This window comes from Halobaculum sp. D14 (assembly GCF_051195135.1).
Taxonomy (GTDB): domain Archaea; phylum Halobacteriota; class Halobacteria; order Halobacteriales; family Haloferacaceae; genus JBNTKA01.
Map to the genome: position 1 here is coordinate 67,747 of NZ_JBNTKA010000002.1, position 14,828 is coordinate 82,574.

Genomic DNA, 14,828 nt, shown 5'->3' on the forward strand with positions numbered 1-14,828 from the left:
GAATCGGGTATGGCGAGCACGCAACGCACATCTGACGGCGACGCGGCGGCGGAGGCGGACGTCACGCAGGTACTCGAGTTCGGCCTCGGCGAGGAAACGTACTGTCTCGACATCGCGTACATCGACGAGATCGTCGACGCGGCCGACCTGACGGCCATCCCGAACTCGCCCCGGCACGTCGAGGGCGTCATGGACCTCCGCGGCAAGACGACGACCATCATCGACCCGAAGACGCTGCTCGGCGTCGCGGAGAGCGGCGCGCGCGAACGAATCATCGTGTTCGACCCGGACGAGGTCAACGACGGCAACACCGTCGGCTGGGTCGTCGACGAGGTGTTCCAGGTCCGCGACGTCGCCGCCGACCAGGTCGACGAGGCGACGACCGCCGGCGACGACGACGTCCGCGGCATCGTCAAGGGCGACGACCGGTTCGTCGTCTGGGTCGAACCGCAGACCGAGTAACCCGGCCGCGTCGCGCCGGCGAAACTCCGATTCCAGTTCCGCGGTGTCGCTTCGACACCGCTTCACTGACGGTTCGATGATGGTTCTACGGTGCTTCTTCGACGCTTTAGTGACGCTTCGATAGCACGTCGACGTATTATCGACATCGCTTTTCTGCGGCTCCCCGGCGAAGCTGTCCGGGCTCTCTTCGCTCGCGCCCCCAGTCCGTTATCACGCCTGAGAGTCGGGGACGAATCCTTATGCGGCGCGTCGGCGCAGCACGACCATGCGCGTATCGAGCGGCGTGGACGGGTTCGACCGCCTGGTCGACGGCGGGCTCCCGGGCGGCAGGCTCTACGTCATCTGCGGCCCCCCGGGCAGCGGCAAGACGACGTTCTCCGCACAGTTCGTCGCCGACGGCGCCACCGACGGCGAGCGCTGCCTGTTCATCAGCATGCACGAGAGCCGCGATGACCTCGAACAGGACATGGCCGGCTACGACTTCGGCTTCGCGGAGGTGCTCGACTCCGGGAACGTCACGTTCCTCGACGCCTTCTCCTCCGACGGCAAACGGTTCTTCGGGATGCCGGGCGAACGCCGCGACCTCAACAGCATCTCCAACCGAATCACGTCGTTCGTCGAGTCCCGCGACGTCGACCGCGTCGTCATCGACTCGACGATGCTGCTCCGCTACTACCTCGACGACACCGACGACACCGTGATGCGGTTCCTCTCGTCGCTCAAGCGGACCGACGCCACGACGTACCTCATCTCCGAGATGACCGACCCGTCCGCGTACGCCGACGAACACTACCTGGCGCACGGCGTCATCTTCTTCCACAACTACATGGAGGACGACGGGATGCGCCGCGGCGTCCAGGTCGTGAAGATGCGGGGCACCGACGTCGACACCGACATCCACGACCTCCGGTTCACCGACGCCGGCCTCGCCGTCGGCGACGCCGACACCACGATTCCCCAGTGATGTACGAGGAACGACTCGGCACCGACTGGACCGACATCTCCTCGGACGAAGCCATCCGCCGGGCGTACGCGCTCGGCGTCGCCGCCTCGTTCGGCTACCGGAACGACGACGAGTTCGACCGGCTCCGCGACGCCCTCGACACCTCCTACGACCGCAGCATCATCGACCTCGCCTACCAGGAGGGGAAACAGACCGCGACCGAACTCCGCGGCACCGACGACGTCGACGGCGCCGACGACGTCTGGACCCACCTCGTCACGGGCGCGTCGCCCACGGACCCCGGCGACGTCGACGCCGAGGACGACCCGGGGACTCCCGGCCCTGCCGGCGAGTTCCCGACGATGCTCGACCGCGCCGCCCTCCTCGACCGCGCCGAACTGCTCGACGGGGGCGCCGACCTCGGCGCGCTCGGCTTCCCGTCGCTGCTCGGCTCGCCAACCGACCGGTCCGACGCGGAGGAGTGACTCGCCGTGTACTCCCCGAAGCGCATGGCGGCGCGGGCGTGGACAAAGGTTTTAGCCGTCGACCGCGTCGTTTCTCGTATGTTGGAGGACGCCCCGTTCTCTATCGACGGCACCCACGAGGGCCGGAGCCTCCTCATCGCCGGGCCGCCGATGACGGGGAAGTACGACCTGATGTTCCGGCTGCTCGCCGAGAACGCCGACCGCGGCATCATCATCACGACGGGTGACGCCGCCGAGGACGTCCGCGCCGACTTCGCCGAGGCCGCCGGCGTCGACCCGGAACTCGTCGGCGTCGTCGACTGCGTCTCCCGGCAGCGCGGGGCGTCCGTCACCGACTCCGAACGCGTCCGCTACGTCTCCTCGCCGAAGAACGTCACCGAAATCGGGATGAAGTTCACGGACCTCTTCGAAGTGTACCGCGAACACGGCGCCCCGGTCGGCGTCGGCATCCACTCGCTGTCGGAGCTGCTGATGTACCTCGATCCGCAGGACGTCTACCAGTTCGTCCGCGTGCTCACGAAGCAAGCCGAGAGCGAAGGCTGGTTCACCGTCTCCGTCATCGGCTCGACGATGCACGACGAACAGACGCTCCACACCATGTACGAGCCGTTCGACACCGTCATCAACACCCGCGAACAGGACGGCGCCCGCGAACTCCGCGTCCGCGACCGGCAGCAGACCGCGACCGCCTGGACGTCGTTCTGACCCGGGCCGGCCGGCTCCCGGCTCGGTGACTCCGCGGCCGCGCGACTTTTCCCGCGTCACGGCCCCGTCGACTCGGCAATCCGTGGAACCGAAAGTTCAATCATCGGCCGAGGGGAACCGTCGGCCGTGACAGACCACGTTCCGTTCACCGACATCTACGTCGACGACGACATCGTCGACGAGGTCACGGAGGTTCTCCAGAGCACCCGCTACGTCAAGGGCGAACGGCTCGAACAGTTCGAGGCGGCGTTCGCCCGCGAGGCCGGCGTCGAGCACGCCGTCGGACTGTCGAGCGGGACGGCGGCGCTGCTGTTGGCGCTCGAAGGGCTGGGTCTCGGTGACGGGGACGACGTGTTCGTCCCCGGCCTGACCTTCTTCGCGACCGCGAGCACGGTTCTGAGGGCGGGTGCGACGCCGAAGTTCGTCGACGTCGACCCGGAGACGTACACGATGGACCCCGCGGAGCTGGAGCAGGCGGTCGAGGCGTCGGAGAACCCGGCGGCCGTCGTCCCGGTCCACATCTACGGGCAGATGGCGGACATGGAGGCCATCAACCGAATCGCCGACGAACACGACCTCGCCGTCGTCGAAGACGCCTGTCAGGCTCACTTCGCGGAACGTGGCGGCGAACTCGCCGGGACGGCGGGCGACGCAGGCGCGTTCAGTTTCTACCCGTCGAAGAACATGACCGTCGGCGGCGACGGCGGGATGCTCGTCACCGACGCCGGCGGCCTCGCCGACAAGGCGCGCGCGCTCCGAAACCACGGGCGGGGCGACGACGGCGTTCACCGCTACCTCGGCTTGAACTTCCGGCTCGACGAGGTCAGCGCCGTCGTCGGCGACGCGCAACTCGACCACATCCGAGCGTGGAACGACGGGCGCCGCCGAGCGGCGCATCGCTACACCGACGCGCTGGCCGACGTCGACGAGGTGGTCACGCCGACGGAGGCCGAAGACGCCACACACGTCTATCACCTGTACGTCGTCCAGGCTCCGGACCGGGACGCGCTTCGGGCACACCTCGACGACCGCGGCATCGACACCGGCGTCCACTACCCGACGCCGCTGCACGAACACCCGGCCATCGAGGAGCGCGTCGGTGACGTGACGCTCGAACGGACGGAGGCGCTCTGTGACCGCATCGTCTCTCTCCCGATGCATCCCCGGCTGTCCGACGAGGAAATCGACGAGGTCTGTGCGGCCATCGAGGAGTTCTACCGATGAAGTACGCCGTCATCGGCACGGGCTACTGGGGCAGCAACCACGCCCGAATCGCCTCGGAGCTCCGCAGCGAGGGGGTCATCGAGGAGGCGTACCTCTGTGACGCCGACGAGGAGCGCGTCTCCGAAATCGCGGAGGCGTACGACCTCCCGTACGTCACCGACTACGCCGACCTCCCGGACGAAGGCGTCACCGCGGCGACGCTTTCGACACCGTCGCCGACACACCACGACATCGCCGTCGACCTCCTCGAGTCGGGCGTCGACCTGCTCATCGAGAAGCCGCTGGCGCTCGACAGCGACGACGCGTGGAGCATCGTCGAAACCGCCGACGCCGAAAACCGGGTTCTCGCCGTCGGCCACATCTTCCGGTTCCACCCGGCGCTGAAGGAACTCAAGCGCCGCATCGACCGCGGCGAACTCGGCCGAATCAAGTACATGAACACGCGTCGCTTCTCGTTCCGCGTCCCCCGCGCGACCACCGGCGTCCTCTACTCGCTCGCCGTCCACGACGTGGACATCTCGAACTACCTGCTCGACGACGCGCCGAACGACATCTACTGCCGGCTCGACAGCGTCGTCCGCGACGACATCGACGAGACGGCGACGCTCGTGTTGAACTACGACGAGGCGACCTCCGTCATCAACGAGTCCTGGCAGGTACCGGTCTTCGGGAAGCAGCGAGACCTCGTCGTCGTCGGCTCGGAGAAAGCGGCGTACGTGGACTACCTCGAGGACAACGTGGTCGAAATCCACGAGAGCCGCGTCGTCAAACACGGCGACGAACTCCGCGCGCTCGAAGAAGGCGGGAAGACGTACGAGGTCGAAAACGACGAGCCGCTCCGGGTCGAAGTCGACGACTTCGTCTCAGCCTGCAAGGAACGGACGGAGCCGAGTTCGCCGGGGAGAATCGGTGCGGAGGTCGTCGAGCAACTCGAACTCGCCGAAAAGTCCTCCGAGCGGAACCAGACGGTTCCGCTCGACCGGTAGCTACTCCCGGGAGTACCCGGTTTTCGTCAGGTAGATTCGTCGGCCGTTCAGCTCCGTGTACGCCGGTTCGAACGGCGGGAAGTCGACCGCGCGGATGCGGTCGTACAGTTCGACGTCGTCCGGGTCGCCGAGCTCCTCCGGGTCGACCTGCTTCACGTCGTTGAGGCTGTCCTTGGTGTAGAAGTACCGCTCGCCGCCGAACTCCGACTGCGGCGTTCCCATCTCCATGACGTCACCGGAGACGATGTGCGGAAGCATGTCCTCGAACAGCGCCTCGGACGCTTCTCGGGTTCGCTCGTACAGCGACCGCGCGGTGTCGTCATCGTCGATTTCGACGAACCGGCGGTCGATGATGTCGCCGGCGTCGACGTCCTCGGCCATGAAGTGCATCGTGGTGCCGTGCTTCCAGTAATCGTCCTTCCGAGCGTTCATGATCGAGTGGCTGAAGACGTTGCTTCCGCGGTACCGTGGGAGTTCGGCCTGGTGGAGATTGATCGGCGCCTGGTCGGGGTGGTTCAGGAGTTCGGGGCCGAGGATGTTCGGGTAGTAGACGCTGATGAGGTAGTCCACCGGGTGGTCCAGCACCTCCCGCTCGGAGTCGATTGGCAGGACGTTCTCGTAGCCGAGTTCGTTCGCCCGCTCTCGAACCGACCCCTCCCACCACCGGTCGGAGTCGGCTCGGTACGTCACGATGACTTCGACGTCCACGTCGGGGTGCTCGTGGAGCCGTTCGAGACACCGAACACCCAGCGTGTGGCTTCCCAGAAAAGCGACCGTAACCATGCCGTTAGGTGCGGTGTACGAGACTAAACGCTTGCGATGGTGCCTCCCCTCGCCGTAAATCGATTCACCACTTTCGAACCCCCGCGACCCGCACCGGATTCTGTATCGCGGCATAGGATTTATGGTCTGGACCGCCGGGCTTACGTCCGCGCCGCCGAATCCTTCGGTAATGGCCGAGTTCGACCCCGAGCAGTTCGAGGACAAGTACGCGAACTACTTTCCGGAGCTGCAGCGCGCGTACAAGAACGCGTTCGAGACGATGAACGACGCGTACGACTCGGAGCTGATTCACGCCATCGACCAGCAGGTGCTCAACGAGTCCGAGCCGTTCTACGACGAGGGGGCGTTCCGCGTCGAACTGCCCGAGAATCCGACGGAGCGCGTCACGGGCGTCGTCGTCGACGACGAGAAACTGGAGCGGACGCTCGACCGCTACGTCGAGGAGATCGAAGCGGAGCTGTACCGCGTGTTCGCCGTCGAGCCGCCCGCTGACGCGGACGTGTCCCCTGACGAGCACAAGGCATAAACCCACGTACTCCCAATTCGGACGTAATGAGTACCGACTCACAGGACGGCGACGACCTGCGTGACCGCGTCACGAACTTCCTGCGGCGGAACTTCCCGCAGATTCAGATGCACGGCGGCAGCGCCGCGATTCAGCACCTCGACCGCGAGACCGGCGAAATCAGTATTTCGCTCGGCGGCGCCTGCTCCGGCTGTGGCATCTCGCCGATGACGATTCAGGCCATCAAGTCCCGGATGACGAAGGAAATCCCGGAGATCACCCAGGTCCACGCCGACACCGGCATGGGCGGCGGCGCCGACGGCGACCTCGGCGGGATGAGCCACTCGAGCGACGGCATGTCCCCGTCGTTCCCCGGTGAGAGCGACGACGGCGAGGACGACGAAGGCCCGCAGGCCCCCTTCTAACTCGGCACTTCTTCCCTCTGTTTTCGCGGCTCGATAGCTACAGCGCCGTTCTACCGCCCAAATTCGGGTTCGCGGAGCCTCGGCGTTGCCGCCACGGCACGGCTGACTCTGTACGGGTGAATCCGTCGGTGTAAACCCGTACTCGCTATATCGAATCTGCCGTATCGGGGTGTCCGTCCTGGATTGCCGCGTCGGTGGTGGAGACCAGAAGACGGATTAACGGCGAGCGGGATTCCGCAGGTAATGAGCAACGACTCGCCGGAGAACGTCCTCTTCGTCGTGTTAGACACGGTCCGGAAGGACCGACTCGGTCCGTACGGCTACGACGGCGGCACGACGCCGGGGCTCGACGAGTTCGCCGCGGAGGCGACGGTGTTCGAGAACGCGGTCGCACCGGCGCCGTGGACGCTTCCGGTGCACGCGTCGCTGTTCACCGGGATGTACCCGCACCAGCACGGCGCGGACCAGGAGAACCCGTACCTGGAGGGCGCGACGACGCTCGCGGAGACGCTGTCGGGCGCCGGCTACCGGACGGCGTGCTACTCGTCGAACGCCTGGATTACGCCGTACACGCACCTCACCGACGGCTTCGACGACCAGGACAACTTCTTCGAGGTGATGCCCGGTGACCTGCTCTCCGGGCCGCTCGCGAAGGCGTGGAAGACGATGAACGACAGCGACGCCCTCCGCACCGTCGCGGACAAACTGGTGTCGCTCGGCAACGTCGCCCACGAGTACCTCGCGTCCGGCGAGGGAGCCGACTCGAAGACGCCGGCCGTGATGGACCGGACCCGGGAGTTCATCAAGGCGGCCGACGACGACGGCGACGACTGGTTCACGTTCATCAATCTGATGGACGCACACCTCCCGTACCACCCGCCCGAGGAGTACGTCGAGGAGTTCGCGCCGGGCGTCGACTCCACCGAGGTCTGCCAGAACTCGAAGGAGTACAACTGCGGCGCCCGCGACATCGACGACGACGAGTTCGACGCCATCCGCGGGCTGTACGACGCCGAAATCGCGCACATCGACGACCAGCTCACGGCGCTGTTCGACTGGCTGAAAGACACCGGCCGCTGGGACGACACCGCCGTCGTCGTCTGCGCCGACCACGGCGAACTCCACGGCGAACACGACCTGTACGGCCACGAGTTCAGCCTGTACGACCCGCTCGTGAACGTCCCGCTGATGGTGAAACACCCGGACCTCGACGGCGGCCGCCGCGAGGACACCGTCGAACTCGTCGACCTCTACCACACCGTCCTTGACGCACTCGGCGTCGACGGCGGCGACCCGGCGTCGGCGGGCGACGCAGCCGTTCCGCGTGACTCGACTCGGTCGCTGCTGTCGGCCGACTACCGCGAGTTCGCCGGCGTCGACGACCCGGACCCGGGGCAGGTCGGCGGCCCGACCGGCGAGTACGGCTTCGTCGAGTACTCCCGGCCCGTCGTCGAACTGAAACAGCTGGAGGAGAAGGCGTCGGCGGCCGGCATCGACCTCCCGGAGGACTCCCGATTCTACTCGCGGATGCGGGCCGCACGCGGCGCCGACGCCAAGTACGTCCGCATCGACCGCATCCCCGACGAGGCGTATCGGCTCGACAGCGACCCCGGCGAAACCCGGAACCTCGCCGGCGGGAGCGACGACCGCGTCGCCGACGCGGAAGCCGCACTCGGCGAGTTCGAAGCCGAAGCCGGCGGCGCGTGGACAGGTGCGGCTGACGGCGACGTCACCGACGACTCGCTCGACGAGATGGACGACGAAGCGAAAGACCGACTCCGCGACCTCGGCTACGTCGAGTAGGTCGGGCTCCGATTCGTTCCGCAGCACCGCGGTTTCCGACTATCGGTCGCGGTCGGATTCGGCGCCGCTCGCGCCGCGTCGGGGCTGCCGCGTGCTCCGCGCGTCGCGGACGCGGCCGCCGTCGCGAATCTTGTCGTCGCAGAACGGGCAGCACCGCGGCTGGTCCATCGACTCCGGCGTGAACACGCGGAGGTAGTCGTCCGAGACGTACTCGCCGCAGTTCGCGCACTCTGGCATACCTCACCGAGGGGTCGCGGACGCAGTATACCCGCGCAATCGGTCGGAGTCCGCCGGGCGTCGCCCGCCTCACACGGACGTTCCCGGCTTCGGAGCGGCCCCGAATTGGTTCCTCCAATTCGCATCTCAGTACTGCGATTATTCGAATATTCGTTACTCAGCGAAATCCGCGTGCTGACTCCCACGTCCGGAGTATATCCACGAGCGTCCGATTCGTCGCCGCCGCGACGTCGTGGCCGGCGGCGCGGTCGACGACCGCTCCGTTGATCGCGTCCACCTCGGTTCGTCTGCCGGCGTCGACGTCTTGCAGCATCGACGACCGGTTCGCGGCCGTGTCGTCCGCGACGGCGTCGAGCGCGTCCACGGCGTCGCCGTCGGACAGCGGAACGCCCTCTGCGCGGGCGACTCGGGCGGTTTCGCGGGCGGCGCGCACCGCGGGCTCGCGGCCGGGCGCGTCCGTCACCGCGCCGTTGCGGACCCGCGCGAGCGCCGTCACGGCGTTGATGCCGGCGTTGACCGCGAGTTTCTCCCAGCGGCGACGCGGCATCTCCGGGTCGGCCGCACAGCGCAGGCCGGCGTCGCGGAACGCCGACGCGACCCGCTCGGCGCGGTCGCTGCCGCCGCCGTCGAGTTCGCCGACGTGGATGCGGCCGACGCCGGTGCACTCGACGCGACCCGGCTCCGCGAGTTCGGCGCCGTAGCTCGCGGTGCCGGCGAGCACCCGGTCGCCGAGCGCCTCGGCCAGCACCGCCTCGGTCAGGCCGTTCTGGAGCGAGCAGACGACCGTCGGGTCGCCGTCGCGGAGCGCCGCGGCGGCGTCGGCGGTGTCGTACGTCTTGACGGTGACGAGCGCGAGGTCCGGCCCCGCGCCGTCGACGTCGCTCCCGGCGTCGACTCCGTCGTTGCGTTCGGCGTCGCGTCCGCCGCGTTCGCCGGGGCTCGGGGGCCAGTCGGTGACGGCGTCCGGGTAGGTGTGCGCGTCGAGCGCGCCGGTGACGCGGAGCCCGGCCTCGCGGACGCGGCTGACGTGCGGGTCGCGTCCGACGAGCGTGACGTCGTGTTCCCGGGCCAGCACGCCGCCGACGAGGCTGCCGAGCGAGCCGGCGCCGAACACCACGATGTCCATGGCGACGCCTCGTCGCGCGCCGAAAAGAGCGGTTCGGTGCCGCCCGCCGAGCGGGCGTGCCGTCGCGTCGCTGCCTCACGGTGCCGTTGGCTCACGGAGTCGCTGCGTCGCGGTGCCGTCGTGCTGCGTCGCTGCGGCGCCTCGCCGTTTCAGTCCTCGGTCCAGTAGTAGAGGTACTCCCTGGCGGCGCCGCAGTCCGGGCACTCGTCGGGGAGTTCGTCGATGTCACCCATCGCGCCGCACTCGCTGCAGCGCCACACCAGTTCGCCCTCGCCGAACTCGTGGCCGGCGCGCTCGTGTTCGACGGACAGCGACGCGATTCCCTCCCGCGTCGTCACGTAGAAGCCGTCCTCGTCGAACCCGCGGACCGTGCCGAGTTTCTCGCCCGACTCCGTGTACACTGCCGCTCCGACGCCGACTGACGGTTCGTCTTCGGCCATACCCGGACGTGACACCGCATCAGGCAAAAACACGCCGGCCGATTCGGGGTCCCGGCGGCCGATCGTCGGTCACCACGGCCGCGTCAGTCCGTCGCTCGAACGACGAGCGGCATGAGCGCACCGCCGACGGCGACGACGCTCGACCCGACGACGATGACGGTCGGATTCCCCCGAAGAACCCCGGCGACGACGGCGGCGGCGCCGGCGACGACGGCGAGCAGACAGCAGCCGAGCAGCACCGACGAACGGGTCGCGTCCACCATCACGAGACGGATTGCGGCGCCGCCGGAGTAAAGGCTCGGTCGGCCGCCCGGCGCGCTACATGAAGTCCGCGATGCTCCCCTGCTTGTTCTTGTCGTTCTCGAAGATGGACTCCAGCGACCGGTCGAGGATTTCGAGCCGCTGTTTCGTGTACTCCCGGCAGCCGAACTCCTCGGCGACCTGCTTCGCTGTGTCCATGTACTTGTTGACGGAGCCGCGGTGCACCGTCAGCGTCATCCGGCCGCCGCACTCCCGGCAGTCCCCGGTCAGCGGCACCCGCCGGTACTTCTCGCCGCAGTCGAGACACCGCGTCTCCTGCCGCGAGAACGCCCGCAGATTCCCGATGAGGTCCGGCAGGAAGTGGTACTCGATGACGCGCTCCGCCACGTCCGTCTCGTCGACCGCGCGGAGCTTCCGCGCCAACTCCAGCTGCGCGTCCATCTTGTCCATCATCGACCCGAGCGTCTTGTACGCCGACAGGTCCGGGCCGAGCGCGATGTCCGACGTGTCGTGCGTGTGGTCGAACCCGCGGTACTCGTCGTCCGTCCCGAGCGTCTCCTCCGCGATCTGGACGTCGACCTCCTCCGGGTCCGCCATCTCCAGCGTCGCCTCGTAGAACTCCCGCGGATACCGCCGCACGATGTCCATGTTGTGCGCCTCGTCGTCGATTTCGCTCGGGTCGATGCGCGACGACATCACGAGCGGCGCGTCCATCTGCCCGCCGCGCTTGTCCGGCAGGAACTCCTTCGAGAAGTTCAGCAGGCCGTCCATCAGCAGCATCACGCAGTCCTCGTCGCCGTCACAATTGCGACGTTTCGCGGCGTGGAAGTACGGGTGTGCGTAGCCGACGGCGGCGCTGGTGAAGCCGACGACGCGGCCGACGACGGCGGCGGAGGTGTGCGGCGCCATGCCGAAGACGAGTTCGCCGACGAGGTCGTCGCGTTCGTTCACTTCGTAGAACGGGTCGAGGCCGTAGAAGTCGGTGAGGAGTTCGTCGACGAAGTCCGCGGTCTTCATCATGTGTTCGGCGGCGCCGTCCGACAGCACGATGTCCTGGACGCGGAGTTCGACGAGCTGGTCGTCGTGGACGAGCGGTTCGCCGTCGATGTCGGTTTCGTAGCCGAGTTCGTGGAAGTGGTCGGCGGTGACGTCGAGCTCTTCGGGGCGGACGGCGGTGACCGGGAGGTCGGTCATGTCGTAGCGGACGGTGCCGTCTTTGAACGCGGAGACGCCGTGTTTGGCGCGCAGCACGCCTTTCTCCATCGCTTCGGGCGTCTTGTTCGCGGAGGTGAGCCCCTTGACGCCTTTCAGCATCTCGAAGGAGGCTTCGCGTTCGCCGAGGGCGTCGAGCGCGCTCCAGTACTCGTCGTTGAGGTCGACGGTGTGCCAGTCGGTGCTGTCGACGACGCGTTCGCAGTGCGGGCATTCGACGCGGCCGGATTCGTCGGGTTCGCAGACGGTGCCGCAGTCGTCGCATTCGAAGTACGGCTCGGTGTGGGTGTCGCAGTCCGGGCAGCTGACCTTGTAGGTGTGGGTGCCGCAGCCGGGGCATTCGCGGTCGCCGAGTCGGACGTCGACGACGCCGCGGCCGCGGTCGGTGTGTTCGGAGGCGGCTTCGCCGACGGAGCGCTGGCTGCCGCCGGCGTCGTTGATTGGGAACAGCGTGTGGACGGCCGGGGAGAGGTCGCGGCTCTCGGATTTCTCGGGGCGACCCATCCGGTTGCCGATGCGGGTCGGGGCGCGTTCGCGGACCGTGAACGGCGCGACGTCGTTGACCGCGCGGACGGCGTTGTCGCCGCCGGCCCAGTTCCGGGCGTCGGCGCTGAGTTCCTCCCATTCGCGCTGCAGTCCGTCGGTTACGCCGAGTTGACGGAGCAGCGGGCGGAAGTCGGGGATGCGGAGCGAGTCCGGCGTCTGGCTGTGTTCGACGAGCAGCGATTCGAGGGTGCGTCGAACCCGGTCGGTGTTCTCGACGACGAGCAGGTCGCCGGTGACGTCGCCGTCGGTGACGGCGTCGACGAGCGCCTCGAAGTCGTCGACGCTGACGTCGTGCCACAGGTAGGTGTACGCGGGGTGGAGCGGCGCGTCGTACTCGGCGGCCCATTCGAGCGCGCGGTCGGCGGCGGGGTCGTCGAGGTCGACGCGGCGGTCGTCGCGGAGCGCCTGGAGGTCGGCGCCGGCGGCGGCGAGGTCCTGCTCCCACCACTCGACGACGTACGAGGCGGGGGCGAGCGGATGGTTGTTCTCGACGAACTCGCCGTAGTTCACGAGGTACTCGCCGAGGTCGAGGATCTCCTCGACGCCGTTCCGGATTTCGAGCGCCTCCTTCGGGTCGTCGATGCGGCGGACGTCGCCGTTCGCCAGCCGAACCGTCGGGCCGTCGATGGAGTCGACGGGGACGACGCCGCCGGCTTTCCCGGGCCGCTCGGTCTTGATCTGGGTGCCGGTGGCGAGGAAGTCGTCGACGAGGTGCATCGTCGCCGGGTGGACGCCGGCGGTCGCGAAGCCGTGGTTTCGCGACCGGCCGTACCGGAGGCGGAAGCCGCCGGGCTCCGACGGGTGGCCGAACACGGGGCGGCCGGCGATGAGGTCGCGCAGGAACTTCTCGGACGGCTCGACGCGCTTTGGGCCATCCGGCTCAGCGCCGTCCGGCAGGCCGCCGTCGTCGGCGTCGTCGGCGTCGGCGGACGCGGCTTCGCCGTCGGGTTCTCCCCCGTCGTCGCCGCCGTCACCGTCAGCGCCGTTCTCCTCGCCGTCCGCGTCGCCAGCGTCGCCGCCGCCGTCGGCGTAGGTGCCGTCGATGAGGTCCTGGAGCCACGGCCAGTCGACCTCGTCGAGCTGGCGGGTGTACCGCTGAATCTTCGGCGCCTTCAGCGCGATGCCCTCCGCGAGCACGAGACACATGCCGCCGCGGGCGGAGTTCGTGTCGACGCGTTCGAGGTCGCGGAAGCCGGACACCTCCTCGTCGCCGGTGGCTTCCCCGTCCAGCATAATCGGCATGTGCTCGGCGATGAACTTCGTCTCCTTGTCCTTCGGCGTGTACTGCAGCCCGGTCTCCTTGTCGTACAGCGACACCTCCTCGGCGTACCGCTCGATTTCGTCGGTGCGGGCGCTGTACTCCTCGATGCCGAGCAGCGACCGGGCGTAGTCGCCGACGAGCACGGACAGCGCCTGCGCGGTTCCGCCGGCGGACCGGATCGGGCCGGCGTAGTAGACGTTCACGAACTCCGTGCCGTCGTCGTTCTCCAGGAGTTCGACGCGGTCGATTCCTTCGATCGGCGCGGCGACGACGCCTTCGGTGAGCAGCGCGACCGCTGTGCGGACGGCGCCCTCGACTTTGCCTTCGCGGCTGTCGAAGTCGCCGACGGTGCCCTCGACGAAGTCCGTGACCAGTTCGAGCGCCGCCTCCTCGCGGCTCATCTCGCCTTCGAGTTCCCGGACGCGCTCGGCGACGCCGGGGATGCCGAGGATGTTCTCGACGCGGTCGGCCATGTCGCGCGCCACCGGAATCTCGATGTCGGTGCCCGGGTCCTTCCCCTGTGCGCGCGCGGCTTCGGCGCGCTCGAACGCCTCGTCGAGCCGGTCTTCGATGCGGGCGAAGTAGCGTTCGTCGTCCGGTCTCATCGCGGCCGCTCCCTCCGTTCTACGGGTGACGTCCCCTGCGTCGCGGGCCGCGTCGTCGACGCGGCGGCCGCGGCTCTGTTCGAAGTTCGGGGTCGTCGATACACGTCACTCTCCAGCGCAGGCCAAGGTAAAAACAGTTCGTCCCGCACCGGCCGCGCGGCTGTCCGTCCCTGGCGTCGACCCGCCGATAGACCCCGGTCTGCCACGGTTTTCGGCCGTTACAGCCAGAGGTCGAGGTCGGTGACGTCGTCGTGTTCGCGGTCGAGCGGCGTCTCGAACGCGCGGAGGTACACTTCGCCGGCGAAGACGGTGCCGGCGTTCAGGTGGCCGGCGAGCGCCTGGCCGCTCCGCCGGGACAGCACGGCGTGGGTGTGCGCGAACCGGTCGCCGTCGAGACGTGCGACGTTGCCGACGCAGGCGGCGACCTCCAGCGGTTCGTCGAACTCGACCGAGCGGTACTCGGTGTCCTCCTGGTCGTAGAACCACACCTCGGCGTCCTGTACGGCGCCCATGGCGTTGAACCACGCGGCGTCCGCCTCGACGCGGTCCGCGAGCGCCTCGATCTCTTCGCGCCAGTCCGCGCCGTTGTCGAGGCTCGCGAGATACTCGCCCGACACCTCCACTTCGCGGTAGTTCATGCGGGAACCGTCGGCCGTTCCGGAGTAAAACCTTGCTCCCGTCTCCCCCGGCGCGCCGAGCGGAACGCCGAGCCGAACGTTCAAACCAGAAGCCGCGGCCAGTCGCCGCCGTGACCTGACAGTGGCCGCGCGGCGCCCAGCGGGTGCGCGACACGCCGCCGCGCGGACAGCAGCGCGCCGT

General features: G+C 68.3%; 16 protein-coding genes. 9 read left to right on the forward strand and 7 right to left on the reverse strand.

The features are described 5' to 3' along the window. The first annotated feature begins 9 nt into the window (after window positions 1-9). The 6 genes from ACQUST_RS06090 (at window position 10) to ACQUST_RS06115 (ending at window position 4,805) form a co-directional block, all read left to right on the forward strand. Window positions 10-462, forward strand: coding sequence for a chemotaxis protein CheW (locus ACQUST_RS06090; protein ID WP_435126304.1), 453 nt, complete (start codon window positions 10-12; stop codon window positions 460-462). Window positions 463-727: 265 nt separating this feature from the next. Next, complete coding sequence (locus ACQUST_RS06095) at window positions 728-1,426, forward strand: RAD55 family ATPase (protein WP_435126306.1); 699 nt, start codon at window positions 728-730, stop codon at window positions 1,424-1,426. Next, window positions 1,426-1,890 carry a hypothetical protein gene (locus ACQUST_RS06100; protein ID WP_435126309.1) on the forward strand — a complete coding sequence of 155 codons (465 nt, stop codon included), beginning with the start codon at window positions 1,426-1,428 and terminating at the stop codon, window positions 1,888-1,890. Before ACQUST_RS06095 ends, ACQUST_RS06100 begins: the two co-directional genes overlap by 1 nt. A 78-nt stretch (window positions 1,891-1,968) precedes the next feature. Continuing rightward, window positions 1,969-2,595 (forward strand): RAD55 family ATPase, encoded by a 627-nt coding sequence (locus tag ACQUST_RS06105; protein WP_435126312.1) that lies wholly within the window; start codon window positions 1,969-1,971, stop codon window positions 2,593-2,595. Between the two features lie 126 nt (window positions 2,596-2,721). Beyond that, on the forward strand, window positions 2,722-3,819 hold the full coding sequence (locus tag ACQUST_RS06110) for a DegT/DnrJ/EryC1/StrS family aminotransferase (RefSeq protein ID WP_435126315.1): 1,098 nt from the start codon (window positions 2,722-2,724) through the stop codon (window positions 3,817-3,819). Continuing rightward, complete coding sequence (locus tag ACQUST_RS06115) at window positions 3,816-4,805, forward strand: Gfo/Idh/MocA family protein (protein WP_435126318.1); 990 nt, start codon at window positions 3,816-3,818, stop codon at window positions 4,803-4,805. The genes ACQUST_RS06110 and ACQUST_RS06115 overlap by 4 nt, the downstream gene beginning before the upstream one ends. Here the strand turns inward: ACQUST_RS06115 and ACQUST_RS06120 are convergent, their stop codons facing one another. Beyond that, on the reverse strand, window positions 4,806-5,588 hold the full coding sequence (locus ACQUST_RS06120; RefSeq protein ID WP_435126321.1) for a methionyl-tRNA formyltransferase: 783 nt from the start codon (window positions 5,586-5,588) through the stop codon (window positions 4,806-4,808). 169 nt (window positions 5,589-5,757) lie between these two features. On the opposite strand from ACQUST_RS06120, the gene ACQUST_RS06125 reads away from it, so the two are divergent. The 3 genes from ACQUST_RS06125 (at window position 5,758) to ACQUST_RS06135 (ending at window position 8,321) form a co-directional block, all read left to right on the forward strand. After that, window positions 5,758-6,114, forward strand: a complete 357-nt coding sequence (locus ACQUST_RS06125; RefSeq protein ID WP_435126324.1) for a DUF5783 family protein — start codon at window positions 5,758-5,760, stop codon at window positions 6,112-6,114. 26 nt (window positions 6,115-6,140) lie between these two features. Beyond that, window positions 6,141-6,518, forward strand: coding sequence for a NifU family protein (locus ACQUST_RS06130; RefSeq protein ID WP_435126327.1), 378 nt, complete (start codon window positions 6,141-6,143; stop codon window positions 6,516-6,518). A gap of 243 nt (window positions 6,519-6,761) precedes the next feature. Continuing rightward, the gene (locus ACQUST_RS06135) at window positions 6,762-8,321 is read left to right on the forward strand and encodes a sulfatase (RefSeq protein WP_435126329.1); all 1,560 of its coding nucleotides are present in this window, start codon (window positions 6,762-6,764) and stop codon (window positions 8,319-8,321) included. A 39-nt stretch (window positions 8,322-8,360) separates the two neighbouring features. Here the strand turns inward: ACQUST_RS06135 and ACQUST_RS06140 are convergent, their stop codons facing one another. The 6 genes from ACQUST_RS06140 to ACQUST_RS06165 all read right to left on the reverse strand — a co-directional run bounded on the left by ACQUST_RS06140 (window position 8,361) and on the right by ACQUST_RS06165 (window position 14,647). Then, window positions 8,361-8,558: a DUF7563 family protein gene (locus ACQUST_RS06140; protein WP_435126332.1), complete on the reverse strand. Its 198-nt coding sequence runs from the start codon at window positions 8,556-8,558 to the stop codon at window positions 8,361-8,363. 157 nt (window positions 8,559-8,715) lie between these two features. After that, window positions 8,716-9,684, reverse strand: a complete 969-nt coding sequence (locus ACQUST_RS06145; protein WP_435126335.1) for a ketopantoate reductase family protein — start codon at window positions 9,682-9,684, stop codon at window positions 8,716-8,718. Between the two features lie 149 nt (window positions 9,685-9,833). Then, window positions 9,834-10,124, reverse strand: coding sequence for a DUF7130 family rubredoxin-like protein (locus ACQUST_RS06150; RefSeq protein ID WP_435126337.1), 291 nt, complete (start codon window positions 10,122-10,124; stop codon window positions 9,834-9,836). A gap of 83 nt (window positions 10,125-10,207) precedes the next feature. Continuing rightward, on the reverse strand, window positions 10,208-10,387 hold the full coding sequence (locus tag ACQUST_RS06155; protein WP_435126340.1) for a hypothetical protein: 180 nt from the start codon (window positions 10,385-10,387) through the stop codon (window positions 10,208-10,210). A gap of 55 nt (window positions 10,388-10,442) precedes the next feature. Next, window positions 10,443-14,009, reverse strand: coding sequence for a DNA polymerase II large subunit (locus tag ACQUST_RS06160; RefSeq protein ID WP_435126342.1), 3,567 nt, complete (start codon window positions 14,007-14,009; stop codon window positions 10,443-10,445). A 218-nt stretch (window positions 14,010-14,227) separates the two neighbouring features. Next, window positions 14,228-14,647: a PPC domain-containing DNA-binding protein gene (locus tag ACQUST_RS06165; RefSeq protein ID WP_435126345.1), complete on the reverse strand. Its 420-nt coding sequence runs from the start codon at window positions 14,645-14,647 to the stop codon at window positions 14,228-14,230. Window positions 14,648-14,828 lie beyond the last annotated feature (181 nt).

What these genes read in the sequence shown, in the direction of transcription:
- ACQUST_RS06150 (WP_435126337.1), bottom strand. Translation starts at nt 10,124, where the DNA reads ATGGCCGAAGACGAACCGTCAGTCGGCGTCGGAGCGGCAGTGTACACG.
- ACQUST_RS06120 (WP_435126321.1), bottom strand. Translation starts at nt 5,588, where the DNA reads ATGGTTACGGTCGCTTTTCTGGGAAGCCACACGCTGGGTGTTCGGTGT.
- ACQUST_RS06135 (WP_435126329.1), top strand. Translation starts at nt 6,762, where the DNA reads ATGAGCAACGACTCGCCGGAGAACGTCCTCTTCGTCGTGTTAGACACG.
- ACQUST_RS06145 (WP_435126335.1), bottom strand. Translation starts at nt 9,684, where the DNA reads ATGGACATCGTGGTGTTCGGCGCCGGCTCGCTCGGCAGCCTCGTCGGC.
- ACQUST_RS06100 (WP_435126309.1), top strand. Translation starts at nt 1,426, where the DNA reads ATGTACGAGGAACGACTCGGCACCGACTGGACCGACATCTCCTCGGAC.
- ACQUST_RS06130 (WP_435126327.1), top strand. Translation starts at nt 6,141, where the DNA reads ATGAGTACCGACTCACAGGACGGCGACGACCTGCGTGACCGCGTCACG.
- ACQUST_RS06140 (WP_435126332.1), bottom strand. Translation starts at nt 8,558, where the DNA reads ATGCCAGAGTGCGCGAACTGCGGCGAGTACGTCTCGGACGACTACCTC.
- ACQUST_RS06160 (WP_435126342.1), bottom strand. Translation starts at nt 14,009, where the DNA reads ATGAGACCGGACGACGAACGCTACTTCGCCCGCATCGAAGACCGGCTC.
- ACQUST_RS06105 (WP_435126312.1), top strand. Translation starts at nt 1,969, where the DNA reads ATGTTGGAGGACGCCCCGTTCTCTATCGACGGCACCCACGAGGGCCGG.
- ACQUST_RS06155 (WP_435126340.1), bottom strand. Translation starts at nt 10,387, where the DNA reads ATGGTGGACGCGACCCGTTCGTCGGTGCTGCTCGGCTGCTGTCTGCTC.
- ACQUST_RS06095 (WP_435126306.1), top strand. Translation starts at nt 728, where the DNA reads ATGCGCGTATCGAGCGGCGTGGACGGGTTCGACCGCCTGGTCGACGGC.
- ACQUST_RS06115 (WP_435126318.1), top strand. Translation starts at nt 3,816, where the DNA reads ATGAAGTACGCCGTCATCGGCACGGGCTACTGGGGCAGCAACCACGCC.
- ACQUST_RS06165 (WP_435126345.1), bottom strand. Translation starts at nt 14,647, where the DNA reads ATGAACTACCGCGAAGTGGAGGTGTCGGGCGAGTATCTCGCGAGCCTC.
- ACQUST_RS06090 (WP_435126304.1), top strand. Translation starts at nt 10, where the DNA reads ATGGCGAGCACGCAACGCACATCTGACGGCGACGCGGCGGCGGAGGCG.
- ACQUST_RS06125 (WP_435126324.1), top strand. Translation starts at nt 5,758, where the DNA reads ATGGCCGAGTTCGACCCCGAGCAGTTCGAGGACAAGTACGCGAACTAC.